The 17,065-nt window shown below is 43.9% G+C and carries 14 protein-coding genes, 1 tRNA gene and 1 pseudogene; 2 read left to right on the forward strand and 14 right to left on the reverse strand.

Annotation, left to right across the window (positions count from 1 at the left end):
* Positions 1-96: 96 nt before the first annotated feature.
* From ACLD6A_RS01925 to ACLD6A_RS01935, 3 genes are all read right to left on the reverse strand, one after another.
* A complete protein-coding gene (locus ACLD6A_RS01925; RefSeq protein WP_004135154.1) occupies positions 97-474 on the reverse strand; it encodes a histidine triad nucleotide-binding protein in 378 nt (125 codons plus the stop codon).
* A 113-nt stretch (positions 475-587) separates the two neighbouring features.
* Positions 588-1,385, reverse strand: coding sequence for a 16S rRNA (uracil(1498)-N(3))-methyltransferase (locus tag ACLD6A_RS01930; protein WP_004135155.1), 798 nt, complete (start codon positions 1,383-1,385; stop codon positions 588-590).
* A 233-nt stretch (positions 1,386-1,618) separates the two neighbouring features.
* Positions 1,619-1,834 (reverse strand): hypothetical protein, encoded by a 216-nt coding sequence (locus ACLD6A_RS01935; protein ID WP_410313422.1) that lies wholly within the window; start codon positions 1,832-1,834, stop codon positions 1,619-1,621.
* On the opposite strand from ACLD6A_RS01935, the gene ACLD6A_RS01940 reads away from it, so the two are divergent.
* On the forward strand, positions 1,834-2,877 hold the full coding sequence (locus ACLD6A_RS01940; RefSeq protein ID WP_410313423.1) for a succinate dehydrogenase/fumarate reductase iron-sulfur subunit: 1,044 nt from the start codon (positions 1,834-1,836) through the stop codon (positions 2,875-2,877). The genes ACLD6A_RS01935 and ACLD6A_RS01940 overlap by 1 nt on opposite strands.
* 403 nt (positions 2,878-3,280) lie before the next feature.
* Here the strand turns inward: ACLD6A_RS01940 and ACLD6A_RS01945 are convergent, their stop codons facing one another.
* From ACLD6A_RS01945 to ACLD6A_RS01965, 5 genes and pseudogenes are all read right to left on the reverse strand, one after another.
* Entirely contained in the window at positions 3,281-4,084 is an 804-nt protein-coding gene (locus tag ACLD6A_RS01945) for a TIGR00730 family Rossman fold protein (RefSeq protein ID WP_410313424.1), read from the reverse strand.
* A gap of 89 nt (positions 4,085-4,173) precedes the next feature.
* Positions 4,174-5,412: pseudogene (locus tag ACLD6A_RS01950) on the reverse strand (Na+/H+ antiporter NhaA); the annotation flags it as partial.
* A gap of 133 nt (positions 5,413-5,545) precedes the next feature.
* Positions 5,546-5,619, reverse strand: a tRNA-Arg gene (locus tag ACLD6A_RS01955).
* Between the two features lie 118 nt (positions 5,620-5,737).
* Positions 5,738-6,412 (reverse strand): ATP-dependent Clp protease proteolytic subunit, encoded by a 675-nt coding sequence (locus ACLD6A_RS01960; RefSeq protein WP_004135168.1) that lies wholly within the window; start codon positions 6,410-6,412, stop codon positions 5,738-5,740.
* 3 nt (positions 6,413-6,415) lie between these two features.
* On the reverse strand, positions 6,416-7,027 hold the full coding sequence (locus ACLD6A_RS01965) for an ATP-dependent Clp protease proteolytic subunit (protein ID WP_410313425.1): 612 nt from the start codon (positions 7,025-7,027) through the stop codon (positions 6,416-6,418).
* Positions 7,028-7,233: 206 nt separating this feature from the next.
* Between ACLD6A_RS01965 and ACLD6A_RS01970 the strand changes: the two genes are divergently transcribed.
* Positions 7,234-8,046, forward strand: a complete 813-nt coding sequence (locus tag ACLD6A_RS01970; protein ID WP_410313426.1) for a hypothetical protein — start codon at positions 7,234-7,236, stop codon at positions 8,044-8,046.
* A 69-nt stretch (positions 8,047-8,115) separates the two neighbouring features.
* Here ACLD6A_RS01970 and ACLD6A_RS01975 read toward each other — a convergent pair whose 3' ends face one another.
* From ACLD6A_RS01975 to pflB, 6 genes are all read right to left on the reverse strand, one after another.
* Positions 8,116-9,537: a chloride channel protein gene (locus tag ACLD6A_RS01975; protein WP_410313427.1), complete on the reverse strand. Its 1,422-nt coding sequence runs from the start codon at positions 9,535-9,537 to the stop codon at positions 8,116-8,118.
* 145 nt (positions 9,538-9,682) lie between these two features.
* Entirely contained in the window at positions 9,683-11,032 is a 1,350-nt protein-coding gene (tig, locus tag ACLD6A_RS01980) for a trigger factor (protein ID WP_004135179.1), read from the reverse strand.
* A 51-nt stretch (positions 11,033-11,083) separates the two neighbouring features.
* Positions 11,084-12,421 carry an HRDC domain-containing protein gene (locus tag ACLD6A_RS01985; protein WP_410313428.1) on the reverse strand — a complete coding sequence of 446 codons (1,338 nt, stop codon included), beginning with the start codon at positions 12,419-12,421 and terminating at the stop codon, positions 11,084-11,086.
* Positions 12,422-12,527: 106 nt separating this feature from the next.
* The gene (locus tag ACLD6A_RS01990; RefSeq protein WP_410313429.1) at positions 12,528-13,442 is read right to left on the reverse strand and encodes a hypothetical protein; all 915 of its coding nucleotides are present in this window, start codon (positions 13,440-13,442) and stop codon (positions 12,528-12,530) included.
* A gap of 152 nt (positions 13,443-13,594) precedes the next feature.
* On the reverse strand, positions 13,595-14,476 hold the full coding sequence (gene pflA / locus ACLD6A_RS01995; RefSeq protein ID WP_004127262.1) for a pyruvate formate-lyase-activating protein: 882 nt from the start codon (positions 14,474-14,476) through the stop codon (positions 13,595-13,597).
* A 161-nt stretch (positions 14,477-14,637) separates the two neighbouring features.
* Positions 14,638-17,013, reverse strand: a complete 2,376-nt coding sequence (gene pflB, locus ACLD6A_RS02000) for a formate C-acetyltransferase (protein WP_004137380.1) — start codon at positions 17,011-17,013, stop codon at positions 14,638-14,640.
* Between the last annotated feature and the right edge of the window lie 52 nt (positions 17,014-17,065).

Consider the following 17,065-nt stretch of genomic DNA (forward strand, 5'->3'; position numbering starts at 1 on the left):
TTTGTTATTCCTCTCGAAGTTTATTTTTTCAGGTGTTACTAGTTTAGATTTTGCTTGAAGCGCACAATTTTGTAGAAGCACGCGACTTTGTATGATTTATAAGCTGCCTTCCACAAGCTTTTCGCCAGTAAGAACATGTGCATGAACATGGAATACTGTTTGACCAGCTGCAAGACCAGTGTTAAAAACAAGCCTGTAGTCTCCATTAAACGCGTCGTTAGCAATATTTTGCGCAACACCAGCAATATGAGCTAAAGTTTCAGGAGCTTTACTAGCAAGCTCAGCAACATTCTTATAGTGATTGCGCGGCACAATCAGCACATGCACTTTTGCCTGCGGATTAATATCCTTAAAAGCGACTACCGAATCATCTTCATAAACGCGCGTGCTTGGAATTTCGCCTGCAATAATCTTGCAAAAAATGCAGTCTGGATCAGTATGGCTCGCAGCACCGTTCATAGTTGCATCGCTCATGGTTTCTCCCCTATTTTTTATTACGAAATAAAATTCATGCCAAAAGCCAAAAGCAATCGGCATACCACATACTATTTTACACAAACTTGCGCATTTTATTTATGATTTTTTCACTATTCGTAGCGGCCTAAAGCGCGCGAAAGAAGCGAAAGTGCCACAGGCCCTGCAGTGGAAGCGCGCAAAATATTGCTGCCTAAAACGCAGCTTTTAGCTCCAGCGTCAACAAACATCGAAACCTCGTCGTCACTAATACCGCCTTCTGGACCAACAAGCACGTAAACAGTGCGCTCCTTGCCATCATCCAGGCAGCGCTCGGTAAGAGTGTTCACAGCTTGCTCGATTTGACTCCAGCAGTCAGTTGCATCCTGATGCAATACCACTACTAGGTTTCCATAAACGCATGCACGCCTACATATTGCAACAATCTGCTTACTAGATACGCATTCTTGAAGCTCCGGCATCCAAGCTCTTCGAGACTGCTCTGTAGCAGCCTGCAACACCTGATTCCAACGCTTATCCGTGCGACCAGGCTTCCACTTTGCGATTGAGCGGTCAGCGCACCAAGGAATTACTTCATCTACGCCAATTTGCGTAGCCATGTCAATTGCTTGCTCATCGTGACCGGTTTTTGCTAAAGCCTGCACAAGCGCAAGACGCGTAGTGCGACGCGCTTCACTAGTGAAAGCATCGACGCGAACTAAACCATTTTCCGCATCCGTAACAGTTGCGTGAATTCGCAAGCCTTTGCCGTCGGAAAGTTGCAAAGCGTCACCTTCCGCCAATCGCATAGCGGATATTGCGTGGCGTTTTACGCTGGAAGGAAGCGTAAGCGTCCATCCTTCCTCAATCCCATCTGCAAGCACGGGAGCATTATCATGGTCAGTATCTAGCAAAAATAAAGCGTCAGTCATAATCTAAAGCCTAACGTGAGGAGCAAGACAAACTTCCAAAACAGTAATCAAGCTACAAGTTTATATTACAATTTGTTTAACGTGGCGCGAGTTTGGGGGATTTCTTTCCTCGCACGTCCCGTCCTTCGGGCGCTCTTGCTGCTAAAGGCGTTTAGGTGTTCGCCTTTCTTAAAGAATGTAGCTTCTCAGTCCTCTTTTAGTGCTCGTAAAGAAATCCCCCAAACTCTGCATGCTCATTCGTTAATAACCGTGCTAATCGCAGAGATTTTTCGATTTTTCTTCTTCACTCGGCGAATCAGCAGCCTTCGGCTCTGACGTTCGCCTCGCTCAGTGCGAAAAATCTCAAATCTCACCACGCGAATATCCACGCGACTAAATAACGACGCAATCGGTTCTAGTTCTGTGCAAGTATTGTGGCAAACTAGAACAGTACGTACTGGAGGTTGCAATGAGTAATGAGCTTGGTGATAACACTGCGCTTGTTACTTTGCGTATATCCCGCTTTGCGCCGTGCGAAGAAACGCAAAATCCGCAAGACGCTCCTAAACTCGTGCGAAAACGTCACGAAAGTCCATTTGCTCGAAAAAAGCGTAGCAATCCTTTTGCAAAAGTAGATTCTGCAGAAAACGATAATGCTGATGAATCTTTATCAACAACAATAAAACGCATTCAAGGCAAGCATTGGGTTCAAGATTACGTTTTGCGCGTTCGCTCAACGGATACTATTCTTAGCTGCTTGCTAACTATTAAGCGCACAATCGACCCGACTTTGGCTTTTCGCTACTCTTGTGGCCACGGAGTTTGCGGATCGGATGCTGCAAACGTAAACGGCATGCCAACTTTACTTTGCAGCGCAACAATAGGCGCGAACGCTCGTCCAGAAATCACAAATAACGTGCAATCTCGCGGATTTAGAAAAACCGGAGCTGCAAGTAGCGGCGAAAGCTCAGCAAAATCGCCAATTCTACAGAAAAAATCTACGAATACTGCAGCTCAAAATAATGGAAGTTTTGGCATTATTGAGCTTGCGCCTCTTGCCGGATTTGCAGTTCAGCGAGATCTTATATGCGATCTTTCGCCTATGATTTCGCAGATAAAACGTTTAGAGCCATATTTGCAATCAGCGGACGTTTCTGTGCGAAATGCCGAAGGGAAACTTAAGCTTATTGAGTTTTTGCAGCATCCTGAAGATTTACAAAAGTTTGAGCTTTTAAGTAACTGCATTATGTGCGGTGCGTGCGAAGGAATATGCCCAATCTACGCCGGCGGCGAGGCTTTTATTGGGCCTGCTGCCTTGATTAACGCGGCTCGTTTTATTTACGATTCTAGGGACAATGCAACAGAGCGTCGACTAGATTTGATTGATGGCAGTGATGGAATTAGTGCGTGCCAGTCGGTTAGAGCGTGCTCAAGGCAGTGTCCGCGCGGAATCGACGTTGGCGAAGAGATTTGGCAGCTTACCACACTCGTGAACGAGCGCAAAAACTTGTAGGTTGATTTACATCTTAATTGCGTCGTCATTCATTTGGATGTTCGTATGGTGAGATTTGAGATTTTTTGCACTGAGCGAGGCGAACGTCAGAGCCGAAGGCTGCTGATTCGCCGAGTGAAGAAGAAAAATCGAAAAATCTCTACGATTGAATGAGGTTATTAAAGATTAAGCACGCAGAGTTTGGGGGATTTCTTTACGAGCACTAAAAGAGGACTGAGAAGCTACATTCTTTAAGAAAGGCGAACACACTAAACGCCTTTAACAGCCAGAGCGCCCGAAGGACGGGACGTGCGAGGAAAGAAATCCCCAAAAACTCGCGCCACATTAAACGAATTGTAATATAAACTTATACGTAACTGTAAAGAAAATGTCGTTTTCGCTTAAAAATGCGACTCGATTAATCTTAATTAGTACCAGACGCTATGCGCACTGCTTCTAGCGGATCGTCCGTAACAGCAAACAAGTGCGGGTCAAGAGACGAAATTAATCCACGAGAAGTAACAGTTGACTGCAGCCAGTTAATCAAGCCCTTCCAATACTCAGTTCCAAACAGCACAACCGGCACGCGCGCAACCTTATGCGTTTGCACAAGAGTTAGAGCTTCAAACATTTCATCCATTGTGCCAAATCCGCCAGGACACACAATAATTCCGGAAGAATACTTCATAAACATTGTTTTTCTAACGAAGAAGTATCTAAACTGCATTCCGAGATTAATCCACTTATTCAAACCCTGCTCGTGCGGAAGCTCAATACCCAAACCAACCGAAGTGCCACCAGCTTCTGCAGCACCGCGATTCGCAGCCTCCATAATGCCAGGGCCGCCGCCTGTAATAACAGCAAAACCGCGTTTTACAAGCTCCTTGCCCATAGTTAGCGCGGCCACATATTCCGGCTCGCCCTCTTTTATACGCGCAGAGCCAAAAACGCTAACAGCAGGCCCTAATCCGGCAAGAGCGTCAAAACCGTCAACAAATTCGGCCTGAATTCGAAGCGCGCGCCAAGGGTCTGCACTTCTCCAATCCCACTTGTTATCTCGGTCTGCACCAACGCCTGCTGCAATCTGCTGACTTCTATCTTTGCGAAGAAGCGTTTCGGTTGTGCTTTCTTTAGGAATCATAGATCCGCGCATAAGCACCGAACCGCGATGATACGTATTAGACCAAGGTGGAACTTCTGAAGAATAATCTTCCTGACTATTATTCATAACTACTCCCAAAATAATCCCAAAAAAAAATAATCTCAAAGAATAATCATAAAAGCTAATACGAAAAGCTAATCTTCAATATCGTCCAATTCTTCTTCCATATGCTTTGATTGCATAGAAAGCAAGAATCCCGAAACACCAGCCGCAACAATAGAAGCAACAAGAACACCAAAACGTGCCTCTGCAGACAAATCTGCGTCCGAATATGCAAGAGAAGCAATAAGTAGCGACACTGTAAAACCAATACCGCACGCACAGGCAGTCGGAAGCAAATCAACTACGCGCAAAGAGTCTGGAACTTTTAAGCCAAGTAAGTGCTTTGAAAGCCAAGCAGTTACCATAATTCCCAAAGGTTTTCCAACAACCAGCGCAATAGTAATAGCAATAAGAATTGGAGATAAGAACAGCTCCCAAGTTAGCGTTTCAAAATGCACGCCGGTTGCAAAAAGCGCAAAAATAGGTAATGCGACTAAAGCAGATACAGGCTGAATTTTTTCGCGATAACGCTCCGCGCGCAAAGTTTTTTCTCCGTGAACTAGATGCGCAGGAGTGAGCAATCCTACCATTACGCCAGCTAAAGTTGGGTGCACTCCAGCTTCATACATCATTACCCACGCCACAATGCCAACTAGCGCCACAAGAGGCCACGGAACATGTTTAAGACGCACTAAAGTAGTCCAAATAAGACCACACACAACAACGCCAACAAACCAGTACCACGCGTTTAGCGAAGAGAAGAACACTGCAATAAGCGCAATTCCAAGCAAATCGTCAACAGTTGCGAGAGTCATCAAAAACGCGCGCAAAGAATGAGGCAAAGTTTTAGCAAATAAAGCTAATACTGCAAGCGAAAAAGCAATATCGGTTGCAGTCGGAATCGCCCAACCAGCACGAACCATGTCTAACGAAGGTAAAGCGCCGGATGTAAGACGCATAATCTCCTGACCGGCGTGAAGCTCCGAAAATACGGTTACTATTGCCACAAAAAGCAAAGGCGGAGCAATCATGCCACCAACTGCGCAAATCATTGGCATTGCAGCAGCACGAGGATCAGAAAGAGAACCTGCAATAAGCTCATGCTTTAAATCTAAGCCAACAGAAAGGAAGAAAATAGTAAGCACGCCGTCTTGAACCCAATGACTAATCGACATGTGAATATTAGTAAACGGAATACCAATATGAGTATGCGAAACAGCTTCAAATACTGGCGCGGTTAAAGGAATGTTTGCAAGCAATAAACCAGTAAGAGCAAAACCAAGCATAATTAAGCCAGAAATTCGCTCATTATTTGCTATATTGCGTACTATTATCCAGCTGCGTCGTATCATGTTGTAAATATTTCCTCCCAAAGTTATGCAAAACACATTAATTTTGCAGCACTTTTTAGTATAGCGGAAAGGGATAAACCAAGTAGCTGAGATAAAAAAAAAAACGCGAGGCAAATGCTTCGCGTTTTGTTCGTGCGCCAGACAGGATTCGAACCTGCAACCTTCTGATCCGTAGTCAGATGCTCTAATCCGTTGGGCTACTGGCGCATGTTTTCCGTCCACAAGAACAACGCTCTCGTTTTCGGCAACTTGACTAATATACAACCATCACAAACAAAACACAAACCCCGGCGTGTCGACCGGGGTTTGCTTATCTTCTACAAAACTACTCGCGATGCTCAAGCACTTTATCTACAAGACCATAAGATTTAGCTTCTGGAGCAGTTAAGATTGTATCCACCTCAATATCTTTGCGAATACGCTCAACGTCTTGACCGGTATGCTTAGCAAGAGTATTTTCTAACCATTCTCGCAATCGAAGCATTTCCTTAGCCTGAATCTCAATTTCAGTAGCCTTACCAAAATCTTGACCCATTGCAGGCTGATGAATAAGCACGCGCGCATTCGGCAAAATCATGCGCTTGCCATGAGCTCCAGCAGCAAGCAAAATTGCAGCAGCAGATGCAGCCTGACCCAAGCATACGGTTTGAACATCCGGGCCAATATACTGCATTGTGTCGTAAATAGCAGTCATTGCAGTCATAGAGCCGCCAGGAGAATTGATATACATCATAATGTCGCGTTCGCTATTCATGCTTTCCAACACCAAAAGCTGAGCCATAATATCGTCAGCAGAAGTGTCGTCAACCTGAACGCCCATAAAAATAATGCGATCTTCAAAAAGCTTCGTATACGGATCATGCGTTTTTAAGCCGTATGGGGTTTGCTCACCAAACTGTGGCAAAACGTAGCGGTTAGTAATTCGCTGTGCCGAAGAAACGCCGCCAAAACCAGCCAAACGCTCAGCACGCGCAACAAACTTTGCTTCTTCACTTGCCATAAGTTACTCCTCACCTCGCATTGAAGCAGGAGTTGTTACGATTTTATCTACAAAACCATACTCCAACGCCTGTTTAGCGGTGAACCAGTGATCATATTCGTTGTCTCGGTAGATTTCTTCTATGGTATGACCAGTCTGCTTAGCTGTTAATTCAGAAAGTGTTTTCTTCATATCCATAATCAGCTCAGCATTAATACGCACATCCGTAGCAGTGCCACCAACGCCGCCAGAAGGCTGATGCATAAGCACGCGCGCATGAGACGTAATATAACGCTTACCAGGCGTTCCAGAACTAAGCAGGAACTGACCCATTGAAGCTGCCATGCCGACTGCAATAGTTGCAACATCTGGTTCAATTAGCTGCATAGTGTCGTAAATTGCCATACCCGCAGTAATAGAACCACCAGGCGAATTAATATACAACCAAATATCCTTCTTAGGATCTTGCGCCGCAAGCATCAGCATCTGAGCGCAGATAATATTAGCATTCTCGTCTTTTACTTCAGATCCCAACCAAATAATGCGATCTTTTAGCAACCGATTAAAAATAGAATCGGTTTGCGAAGACGCTTCCGCCTGTTCCATAACAGGAGAAGCTGTAAAAAGCTCAGTCACCTTATCTCCTTACCATAAACTTAAGTATTCCTAGATTATCGTGTGCGCGTGACCGTATAGAAAATATAGTATGCAGCGAATCAGCGAAATATTCTAGACTGAATTTTTACGAATCGATTCAGATAATTATTCAACTATTATACAGATTGATATAAAATGTTTAGTATATTTTTTATTAATGCAAATTCGCTCAAAGAGGAGAAGTCATGGATTCTAACAACTTACCAAGCAACAATTACCCTCCGAATGCAGAAGCAAATAATAACAATCAGAGCAACGATTACACAAATAATGCAAATCCAGCAAATACTTATCAGAACAATACTTACCAGAATAATGGATACCAGAACGACTACCAGAATGGATACCAGAATTACTACCAGAATTACTACCAGAACGATACTTACCAGAACGATACTTACCAGAACGACTACCAGAACGACTACCAGAATGGATACCAGAACAATACTTACCAGAATAATGGCTACCAGAATAACAATAATCCAATAAACAATTACATAAACAGCGATAATTTAATAAAAACATATAAAAATGTTCAGCAACAAGTAATAAGTTTCGTAAATACGACACTAGCAGATGAGCATAAGAAAAGAATTGCTATAATTGCTGCTATTATACTAGCAGTAATACTTTTCGGCGGATTAATCTCAGGCGCTTTTAAATCACATTACAATTGCTCTGCAGAAAAAAGCGCAAACATTGAAGAGTATGTGAATTGCCATACATCAGACTTTGAAGAAAGAGGCGATGATGACATATCCGCAACGTTTGATGCTCAGGGAGATAACCTCAATATAACTATTAAATTCAAAGATCGTGTACCTGACAATGCAATTTCAAAGGCTGAAGCTACTTTCTCTGACAGGCTTTTCCTTTCAAATCTGTTCCCAGCAGTTGAAGAAGCTAAGAATAAGGTCAGCTCTCCAATACACTTGTATTACACTATTTTAAATGACGACGACAGCGTTATTTATAAAGATGACTTTATTGATGAGTAAATAATATACAGATATGCAATATGCAAGTATGCGCTTTTGCTACTAATTGAATTAGCAAAGGCGCATATTTTATTTGCGTCTAAAAATTCTCGGCAGCAACGTTACACTTCGTGCAGCAGCGCAGGAAACAATCATCGGAACGATCATAATAAGCGGAACATTCACTAGTTGCGCCACAAGTAAAAGCGCAAACCATAATGATTTTCGGCTTGCAGCCAATAGACTTGCTGCGCCAAAAATAGCAGACAATATCAATACATTAGGCTGGTTTATAAGAACGCTTCCAATAGGAAGTTTCATACTTACAGCGCACACAACAAGCCCAATGCAAGCACCCGATGAAATACTAGGCTGCAGCACGCCGCCGGAAGCACCGTAGCGCAAAACAAGCAAAGTAGCAAGCATTTTAATCATTGCAAGAATCAGCAAAACAATCGTAATATTCGCACTAGCTGCCACATGCGGAAAGCTTGATACAGAAAAAGCAAGCTGAGCAAGCGACCTACCATTGCCCATAATATGCGGAAAACGACAAGCTATAACACCAATAAGTAAGCCGGCTATTGGCATAAAACACAGCATTTTTACGCCGCGCAAAGCATGAGTGCGACACCAAATAATACCCAAGCGAAAAACACAACCAAATAAGCCACACACTATGCCAACAGCAACAGCTAAAACAAAAATTTGCCAAGAAATCGTGCAAGAAAATTGCGAAATATTGTAGTATTTGGAATGATGCAGTAAAAATTCTGCAACAAACGTGGCAACATAGTTCATAACAAGAGCAAAAGGCAAGCAATACATGCGCTCCGATTGCGCAATATTTTTAACTACATTAACCGCTACAGGACCATTTTCGCGATTTAACCACGCGTAAAGACCAAGACCTTGAGTTTTACTAAGCAAACCTAATGCAAGCACAGTGCCAGCTAAAGGCGCGTGATACACTGCCGCCAATCCAGCTCCAGCAGCAGAAGCAATAAGTACGCGCTGAGTTTTGTGAGACACATGAAAAATATGGCTGTAACGCTGAGCAATCATTGCAGCCAATTCTCGCGGAGCTACTTCCCTGCCTATTGAAATTCCAGAACCAACAATTCCGATTTGCAGCAAAACATGTGCAATAGTAGAAAAAATTGGCATAATGCTTCCGAAAACAGCTTGCGGAATTGTAACAATACGAGGATGATTCTCTCTTTTGCGCAAAAAATACCAAGCCAGTGCAGCAATAGTCATTGAAATGGTTGTAGATAGCACGTAGCGATACCAAGGAAGCCCTGAAAATACAGTGTTTTCAGCAGATTCAATTGAGCCAAAAGCAAGGTATTGTACTGCGTAAAGAATAAGCGTAAGAACTGTTGCTCCTAAGCCGGCAAGAATGCCGATAATAATAGAAGCTGCAGCAAATTGTGCTACTCGAATTGCGAGATTAAGTAAACCGCCAAATCTGCAACCAGATTCAGACTTAGTTTCAGCGCTACTATCCATAACTTCTCGCAATTCTTACGTAAATTAGCCCTTTGATTAGTTAGTTAAGCTATAAATAAGACCCTATAAATAAGACCCGGCAGAAGAATAATTCCGCCAGGTCTTACTTAAAGCCGTTACAAAGTAACGTAGAACTTAGTTACTTCTACTTGGAAAGCTCGTCAGCAACAGCAGCAGCCTTAGTTGCAGCTTCTACGCTTTCGCTTTCTTCATCTTCCTCAGACAAGAATGCGCTCAAATCAAGAGCCTCGCCTTCAGAAACAAACTTTACAGCGCGCATACCAGCAAGCAAGCCCTTAGAACGAGCAACTTCCTGAATAGCGGAACCAAGCTGACCGTTGTTCACGATTGCATTGATGAACTGGTTTGGATCCATGCCGTACTGCTGAGCAACAGAAATCAAGAAGTTAGTGACATCTGCCTGAGAAACGGATACGTCCATCTGCTCAGCCAAAGCATCGAGAACCATCTGGTCGCGAATTTCCTTTTCTGCAGCCTTCTGAGCTTCATCCTTCTGCTTCTTAGTAGCCTTTTCAGGATCTGGGGTCATGCCCTTCAAATGCTCAGCAACAGCCTTGTCCAAAACACCCTTTGGCACAGGAATTTCAACTTCTTCCTGAAGCTTAACAAGGAATGCGTCACGAGCGTTGGTGGCCTGACGACCTTCAGCAGCCTGCTCGCAAGACTTGCGAATTTCTTCCTTCAATTCCTTCAAAGTGTCAAACTCGGAAGCTTCCTGAGCGAAATCATCATCAAGCTTTGGCAATTCCTGAGTCTTTACGGAATTAACCTTAACCTTAATCTGAGCATTCTCGCCCTTATGCTTACCGGACTCAAGCTTGCCTTCAAAAGTGGTTTCTTCGCCGGCAGAAAGGCTATCCAAAGCCTCATCCAAGCCGTCAAGCAAAACGCCGGAACCGATTTCGTAGCTAACGCCTTCCTGAGCGTCAACAACTTCATCGTTAATGCGAGCTTCCAAATCAATATTGGTGTAATCACCCTTAGTAGCTGGACGATCAACGCCAACCAAAGTTGCGAAACGCTGACGAAGAGCTTCCAAACGAGCCTTAACATCCTTGTCGGAAACCTTTGGCTTCTCAACTTCAATCTCAACGCCCTTGAACTTGTTCAGCTTGAACTCTGGACGACGCTCAACGGTTGCAACAAACTTAAGAGTTGCATCAGCTTCAGTAGACGTTGGAACTTCCTGAACGTCGAACTCTGGCTGATCCATTGGGTGAATCTTCTTTTCTTCCAAAGCATTGGAATAAAGCTCTGGTACAGCGGAATTAACGGCTTCACCAGCAACGGCTGCAAAACCGACACGCTGATCTACAATCTTGCCCGGTACATGACCCTTACGGAAACCTGGCACGTTAATTTGCTTTGCAATCTCCTTACGAGCCTCATCCAAGAATGGCTTGAAGTCTTCGAGATCTGCGGTGATAGTGAGCTTAACCTTAGTTGGCTCAAGATTCCTGACGCTGATTTTCACGCTTGCGCTCCTGAAATTACGTTTTCTACCTTCTGCCGTATGGCACAACCGTTACATGATAGCGCGAGTTACGGACTCAGCAATAAGTGCAACTTGCCATGGCCTAGCGCCTTGTTCCAAAAAGAAGGAATAAACGTCAACATCCGTAATATTTTCGCACCAACATAAGTTACGAATAATTTGCGGTTTAATAATAACTTCTACTGGAGTATGCGTGTCTTGCGAAATACTTGTAAGAACTGCTCGAATTCGTTGCAAACGCTCATATCTAGCAGGATGATGATCTTTCCAATAGCGCATTGAGCGAGGGGCAGATTGCGCGTCTTGAGACTGCTGCAAACTTTTAGAATCTTTAAAATCGTCAGAATCATTATGCGCAATTTCCGAAAAATCATCCATAGCTGTTTCGCCAGATTTTGCACGATTAAGCGCTTTTTCAATAATATTCTTCCAAAGAGATGGCTTAATTTTGCGCTGAATTGGCGCGTAACGTTCAAACATTTTGTCTTGTTCGCTGCCTGTGTGAATGCGCACACGCTCGTTTAGCGAACGAATAGAACGAAAATCGCGAGCATTACGCGGCTTACGCTTTCCAGCTTCAATAATTGCTGCGTCAGAAAGCAAAAGCGTAGGCGCAATATCGTATTTTTGAGCTAAAGCGTCACGCTCTTGCCACAAGTCTTTTGCAATTATTAAGCCAACACGATCGTGCATAAGAACATTTATATGCGAAATTTTAAGCCACGGACGCGGATGAGGCGCTTTCTTTTGCGCACCCTTTATAAGCAAGTGCTTAAATTCTTCTTTAGCCCAGTCAAATTTTCCCTGCTTTTTAAGCTCACCGCGCATAACTTCTTCTAGTTCGATTAGCAACTCAACGTCTAAAGCCGCGTAATTTCGCCAATCTCGAGGAAGAGGACGATAAGACCAGTCCGCTGCAGAATGTTCTTTTGCGAGCGTCAAACCCAAATAATATTCAGTTACAGAACTTAAGCCGAAGCGCTTTCTGCCAAGTAATTTAGCCGCGATTTCAGTATCAAATAAGTCACGCGGGCGCAAACCAATGTCGAAAAATCCTGGCAAATCTTGCATAGAGTCGTGAATAATCCAAGGCGAATCCCCTATTGCCTCGTTAAACTCATGCCAATCAACACCGAGATTTTTAAGAGCCACAGGATCAAGCAATCCAATTCCTGCACCCTTGCGTTTAAATTGAATCAACCAATCTTCATGATTGTAGCGAAAACCGGAAGCTCGCTCAGCGTCCGCAGCCAAAGGCCCAGAGCCTGCTGCCAACAAACTGCAATACTCTTTATATGATTCAAGCGTATCAATGACTTCTGGAACACCTTCTCGCGGCTCTTTTAAAAGCTTTGGTTCCTCGTTCAAGAAAGCCTCCTGATTGTACGCTTAGCAAACACATGCACTTAAAACTATACGCAATATTACACACATAGTTTGCACATTGCTACAGCGAGTAACGCAACCGGATATTCTAATTACGAGATTTACGCAACAATAGTATTCCTCGAGTAATCGCAAAACCTAATACGCTTATAACTAAGGTTGGAAGCATTGCAGTAAGGAAATACGATGCGTCCAAATAGAAGAATCTTAACGATATTGAGCCAAGACTAAAGCACACATTCTCAGCTAAATTCTTAGAACCGCATGGTAAACCGAGCAAATGCAGAGGTACTGCAAAATACACTAAAAGCGCGTCGTAAATAATGCCTACAAGCACAACAATCCATCCGCCTTTGCCAGCCATTCCAGCGCACACGCACACTCCGGCCATAAGCAAGAACGGGAATATCATAAGCGAAATCATAATACCTATTCCATCGCTCAATAGCACGAGTACTGTAGAAGCAATATAGCCAATAACTAAAGTAAACCAGCAGCCAGCAAGAATCTTATGCTTAGAAATCCAACTATCTTCTTTCATAAAATCTGTTTTACGCAAACAATACTCTTTAACAGCATCCAAAACGTAATATCCAAAAGCGTAACCAACCAAGGTACCAATAATTCCGCCAAAAGCAATAATTAGAAGCGCAAGTATTAACAAGCCGAAAGAAAGATTACTGCCTACATAAGGATAAGACGCAAGAAAAATGTCGAAAAGTATGCCACATAACACGCTTAATATCGATGTGATTATCGGCAACGTTAAGCTTCTGGAACGCATCATAGCAAATAACGATTGAATAACAAAAAATATTACAACAAGTAAAACTGCTGGACCACACGCAACTGAAACACTTAAATGACTACTATGCACTAATGCGTAAGGAGCGGAAGCAAGAACAGTCACATAAAAAATAAGCGAAACAACCACAGCAACCAAAGCCACAGTATGCGCGCGATTCCAAGTACAATATTCCTTCAATTCCTTCAACTTCTTCACGATAAGCTCCTTTGCCTATAACAGTATTGTCGAAATTCTATCATAAACAAAAAAAAATGTAAATATAGAAAAATGCGCTCTTAACAGAATTATTACAACTTACAGAGCGCTATAATTTAAGCACTTCGACAATTCAATGCGCATATTTAGATTCAATACACAACAAAACCGTGGTCTTTGAACTGGTTTACAACTCGCTCTTTAAGCGCCCTAGAAGGTCCTTTTTGATTCTCAAGAGGGTACGGAATCCTAAGCTCATGCCACTTTGGGCGGCCTAGCTGATGGAAGCCAAGCACGTCAATATGCTCAACAGCATCCCCAAACGAATCGCAAATTTCGGCAACTTTTTCAACGTTTTCTTCGCTGTCGGTCAAACCTGGAACGAGCACAAAACGCACCCAAATCTTCTTACCAGCCTTCGCCAAGCGCTGACCAAAATCAATAGTTGGCTGAAGTAAGCCGCCAGTTACTTTTTTATACGTTTCTTCAGTTCCGGATTTAACGTCAAGAAGGCAAAGATCAATGTCTTCAATCATTTCGTCCGTATAATTACGATTCAAAAAGCCGGAAGTGTCCAAGCAAGTATGCACGCCCATTTCTTTTGCAGCACGAAAAACTCTAGATACAAAAGCTGGTTGCATCATGGATTCTCCGCCAGAAAAAGTGATTCCGCCACCTGTTGCCTTAAAAAGACTTTGATAACGGTCTACTTTTTTAATCATCGCATCTAAGTAGACTGGCTTGCCGTCGCGCATTTTCCAAGTATCAGGATTCTGGCAATACTGGCAGCGCAGCGGGCAACCACTCATAAACACTGTCATACGAGTTCCCGGGCCATCAACAGAAGTGTTAATATCCCACGAATGCACAAACCCAATATCGCCTGTTTTAAGAGCAACAAGGCGATCTTTACGATCTAGCCCAATTGGAGATTCAAAGCCGGAAAGTCCACCCATTAAAGTTTGACGAGCATACTCTTTTGACTCTTTGAGCATATGCTGAGTAGTAGTACGAAACGCTGTATTTTCAACCACTTTTCTGCCCTCCAAACTTATTTAGCTGTGTGTAACTATTGCAATGTGTAACTATTGCAATGTGTAACTGTTGCAACAGTAAACTTGCGTCTAACCGTTGTGCAAATAAGTAAACCGGGAGCGAAGCTAAGCTCGCTCCCGGCGCTCATAGATTAGATGAGTCAGTCAGAGACTGATCCTTGATGGAACGTACGAGAAATAACGTCGAGCTGCTGTTCCTTAGTGAGCTTCACGAAGTTAACCGCGTAGCCAGAAACTCGCACCGTCAAATGCGGGTACTTTTCTGGATGTTCAACTGCATCCTCGAGCTGTTCCTTACGCAACACGTTAATGTTTGCGTGGTACAGTCCGTGACCGTTGCCAGCATCCAGAATGCCGACCAAGTTATCAATCCTCTCACTTTCATCTCGACCTAAACCATCAGGAGTAATGGTGTTGGTCAGTGAGATGCCATCGAGGGCATCGTCATAATCAATCTTACCAACAGAAAACATAGATGGAAGCATTCCGTGAGAATCCATTCCATTTTCTGGGTTTGCGCCTGGTGCGTACGGCGTGCCTTTTTTGTGTCCAGATGGGAAAGAACCGGTGTTTTTGCCGTATTCAACGTTAGAAGTAATTGTCAAAATTGATTGTGTTGGCACGGCGTTTCTATACACAGGCAAACGCTTCACCTGGCCCATAACTGTGCTTACAACCCACTTTGCCAAGTCGTCGGCGCGATCATCGTCGTTACCGTAGATTGGGAATTCACCAACCGTCTTGTAGCCGACCACCAAATCGTCGTCTGCGCCTTCGATGTACTCGTACTCGTGGCCTTCAGTATTCTTAGCATCCTTGTTGTAGATTGGGTAAACCTTTGCATACTTCAAGGCAGCCAAAGAATCTGCTGCAATAGACAAGCCGGACATACCGCAACCAAGCGTACGGTAGACTTCCCTATCGTGCAAAGCCATTTCAATGGACTCGTAAGCGTACTTATCGTGCATGTAGTGGATTATGTTCAAAGCCTCAATATAAGTCTCGGAAAGCCATTCCAAAGCCTTCTCGTAGTTGGCCTTGACTTTCTCATAGTCGAGAGTACCGTCGGCTTCTGGGCGAATTGGTTCAATAACGCCCTTGTCAATAACCTGCATGCCGGTCATTTCGTCGCGACCACCGTTAATAGCGTAAAGCAAAGCCTTAGCGGAGTTCACGCGTGCAGCGAAGAACTGCATTTGCTTACCAACACGCATTGGTGAAACGCAGCAAGCAATAGCAGCATCATCACCCCAGTGCTCACGAATGTCTTTATCTGACTCGTACTGAATTGCAGAAGTGTCAATAGAGATTCGTGCGCAGAAACGCTTGTAGGCTTCTGGAAGCTTTGGATCCCAGAAAATGGTGATATTTGGCTCAGGACCCGGTCCCAAATGCTCAAGAGTCAAAGTGTTGAGCAGACGGAACGAAGTCTTGGTCACGAAAGTGCGACCATCCTCGCTAAAGCCTGCATCGGACCAAGTTGCCCAGTAAGGATCTCCCGAGAAGATTGCGTCGTAATCCTTAGTACGCAAGAAGCGCACAATACGAAGCTTCATAACAAGAGCATCAATAATTTCCTGAGCATCGGTTTCGTTAATTAAACCAGCCTTCAAATCGCGCTCAAAGTAGCAATCAAAGAATGCAGAAACGCGGCCGAAGCTCATTGCAGCGCCATCCTGGCTCTTAACAGAAGCAAGGTAGCCCATGTAAGTCCACTGAACAGCTTCCTTAGCAGTCTGTGCTGGACGAGTCAAATCCAAACCGTACTCGTTACCCAAGTTAATAAGCTGCTTCAAAGCCTTAATCTGCTCATCATGCTCTTCGCGGAAGCGAATCCAATGCTCAATTTCAGTCTCGGTAAAATCGTTGCGGTATGGAATCGAATCCTTATCACGCTTCTTGAACTCAATAAGCATGTTCACGCCGTACAAAGCCACGCGACGATAATCGCCAATAATACGACCACGGCCGTAAGCATCTGGCAAACCGGTTAGAATCTTGTTGTGGCGAGCAATCTTAATATTCTTGGTGTAAACACCAAACACGCCATCGTTATGCGTCTTGCGGTAAACGGTAAAAATCTTCTTAATTTGAGGATCTACTTCCTTACCAGCTTCCTTAATAGCCTGCTCAACCATACGCCAACCGCCGTTTGGCATCATAGCGCGCTTGCAAGGCTCATCAGTTTGAAGACCTACGATTACGTTATCTACTTCTGGGCTTTCAATATAACCTGCTGGCATGGCGTCAATACCTGCAGGAATATGAGTTTCAACATCGTATACGCGACGCTCACGCTCAACAGCCAAGTAATTGTCGTCAAGATACTTCCACATGTGCTTCGTTTTTTCTGTGGCATTAGCCAAGAAGCTTTCGTCGCCTTCATATGGCGTATAGTTCTTCAAAATGAAGTCACGAACGTCAATATCTTTCTGCCAGTTGCCACTTTCAAAACCGTCCCAAGCTTTGGTGCGAAGATCCTCTTCGTTGAGAACGGAAGCATCAACCGATGTCATTTTTAAGCTCCTTTTGTAATGCAGCGCACCTTCACGCTGTCTTAATAACAAT

Origin of the sequence: Gardnerella sp. Marseille-Q9691 (assembly GCF_046507715.1) — a bacterium.
GTDB classification, from domain to species: Bacteria; Actinomycetota; Actinomycetes; order Actinomycetales; family Bifidobacteriaceae; genus Bifidobacterium; species Bifidobacterium greenwoodii.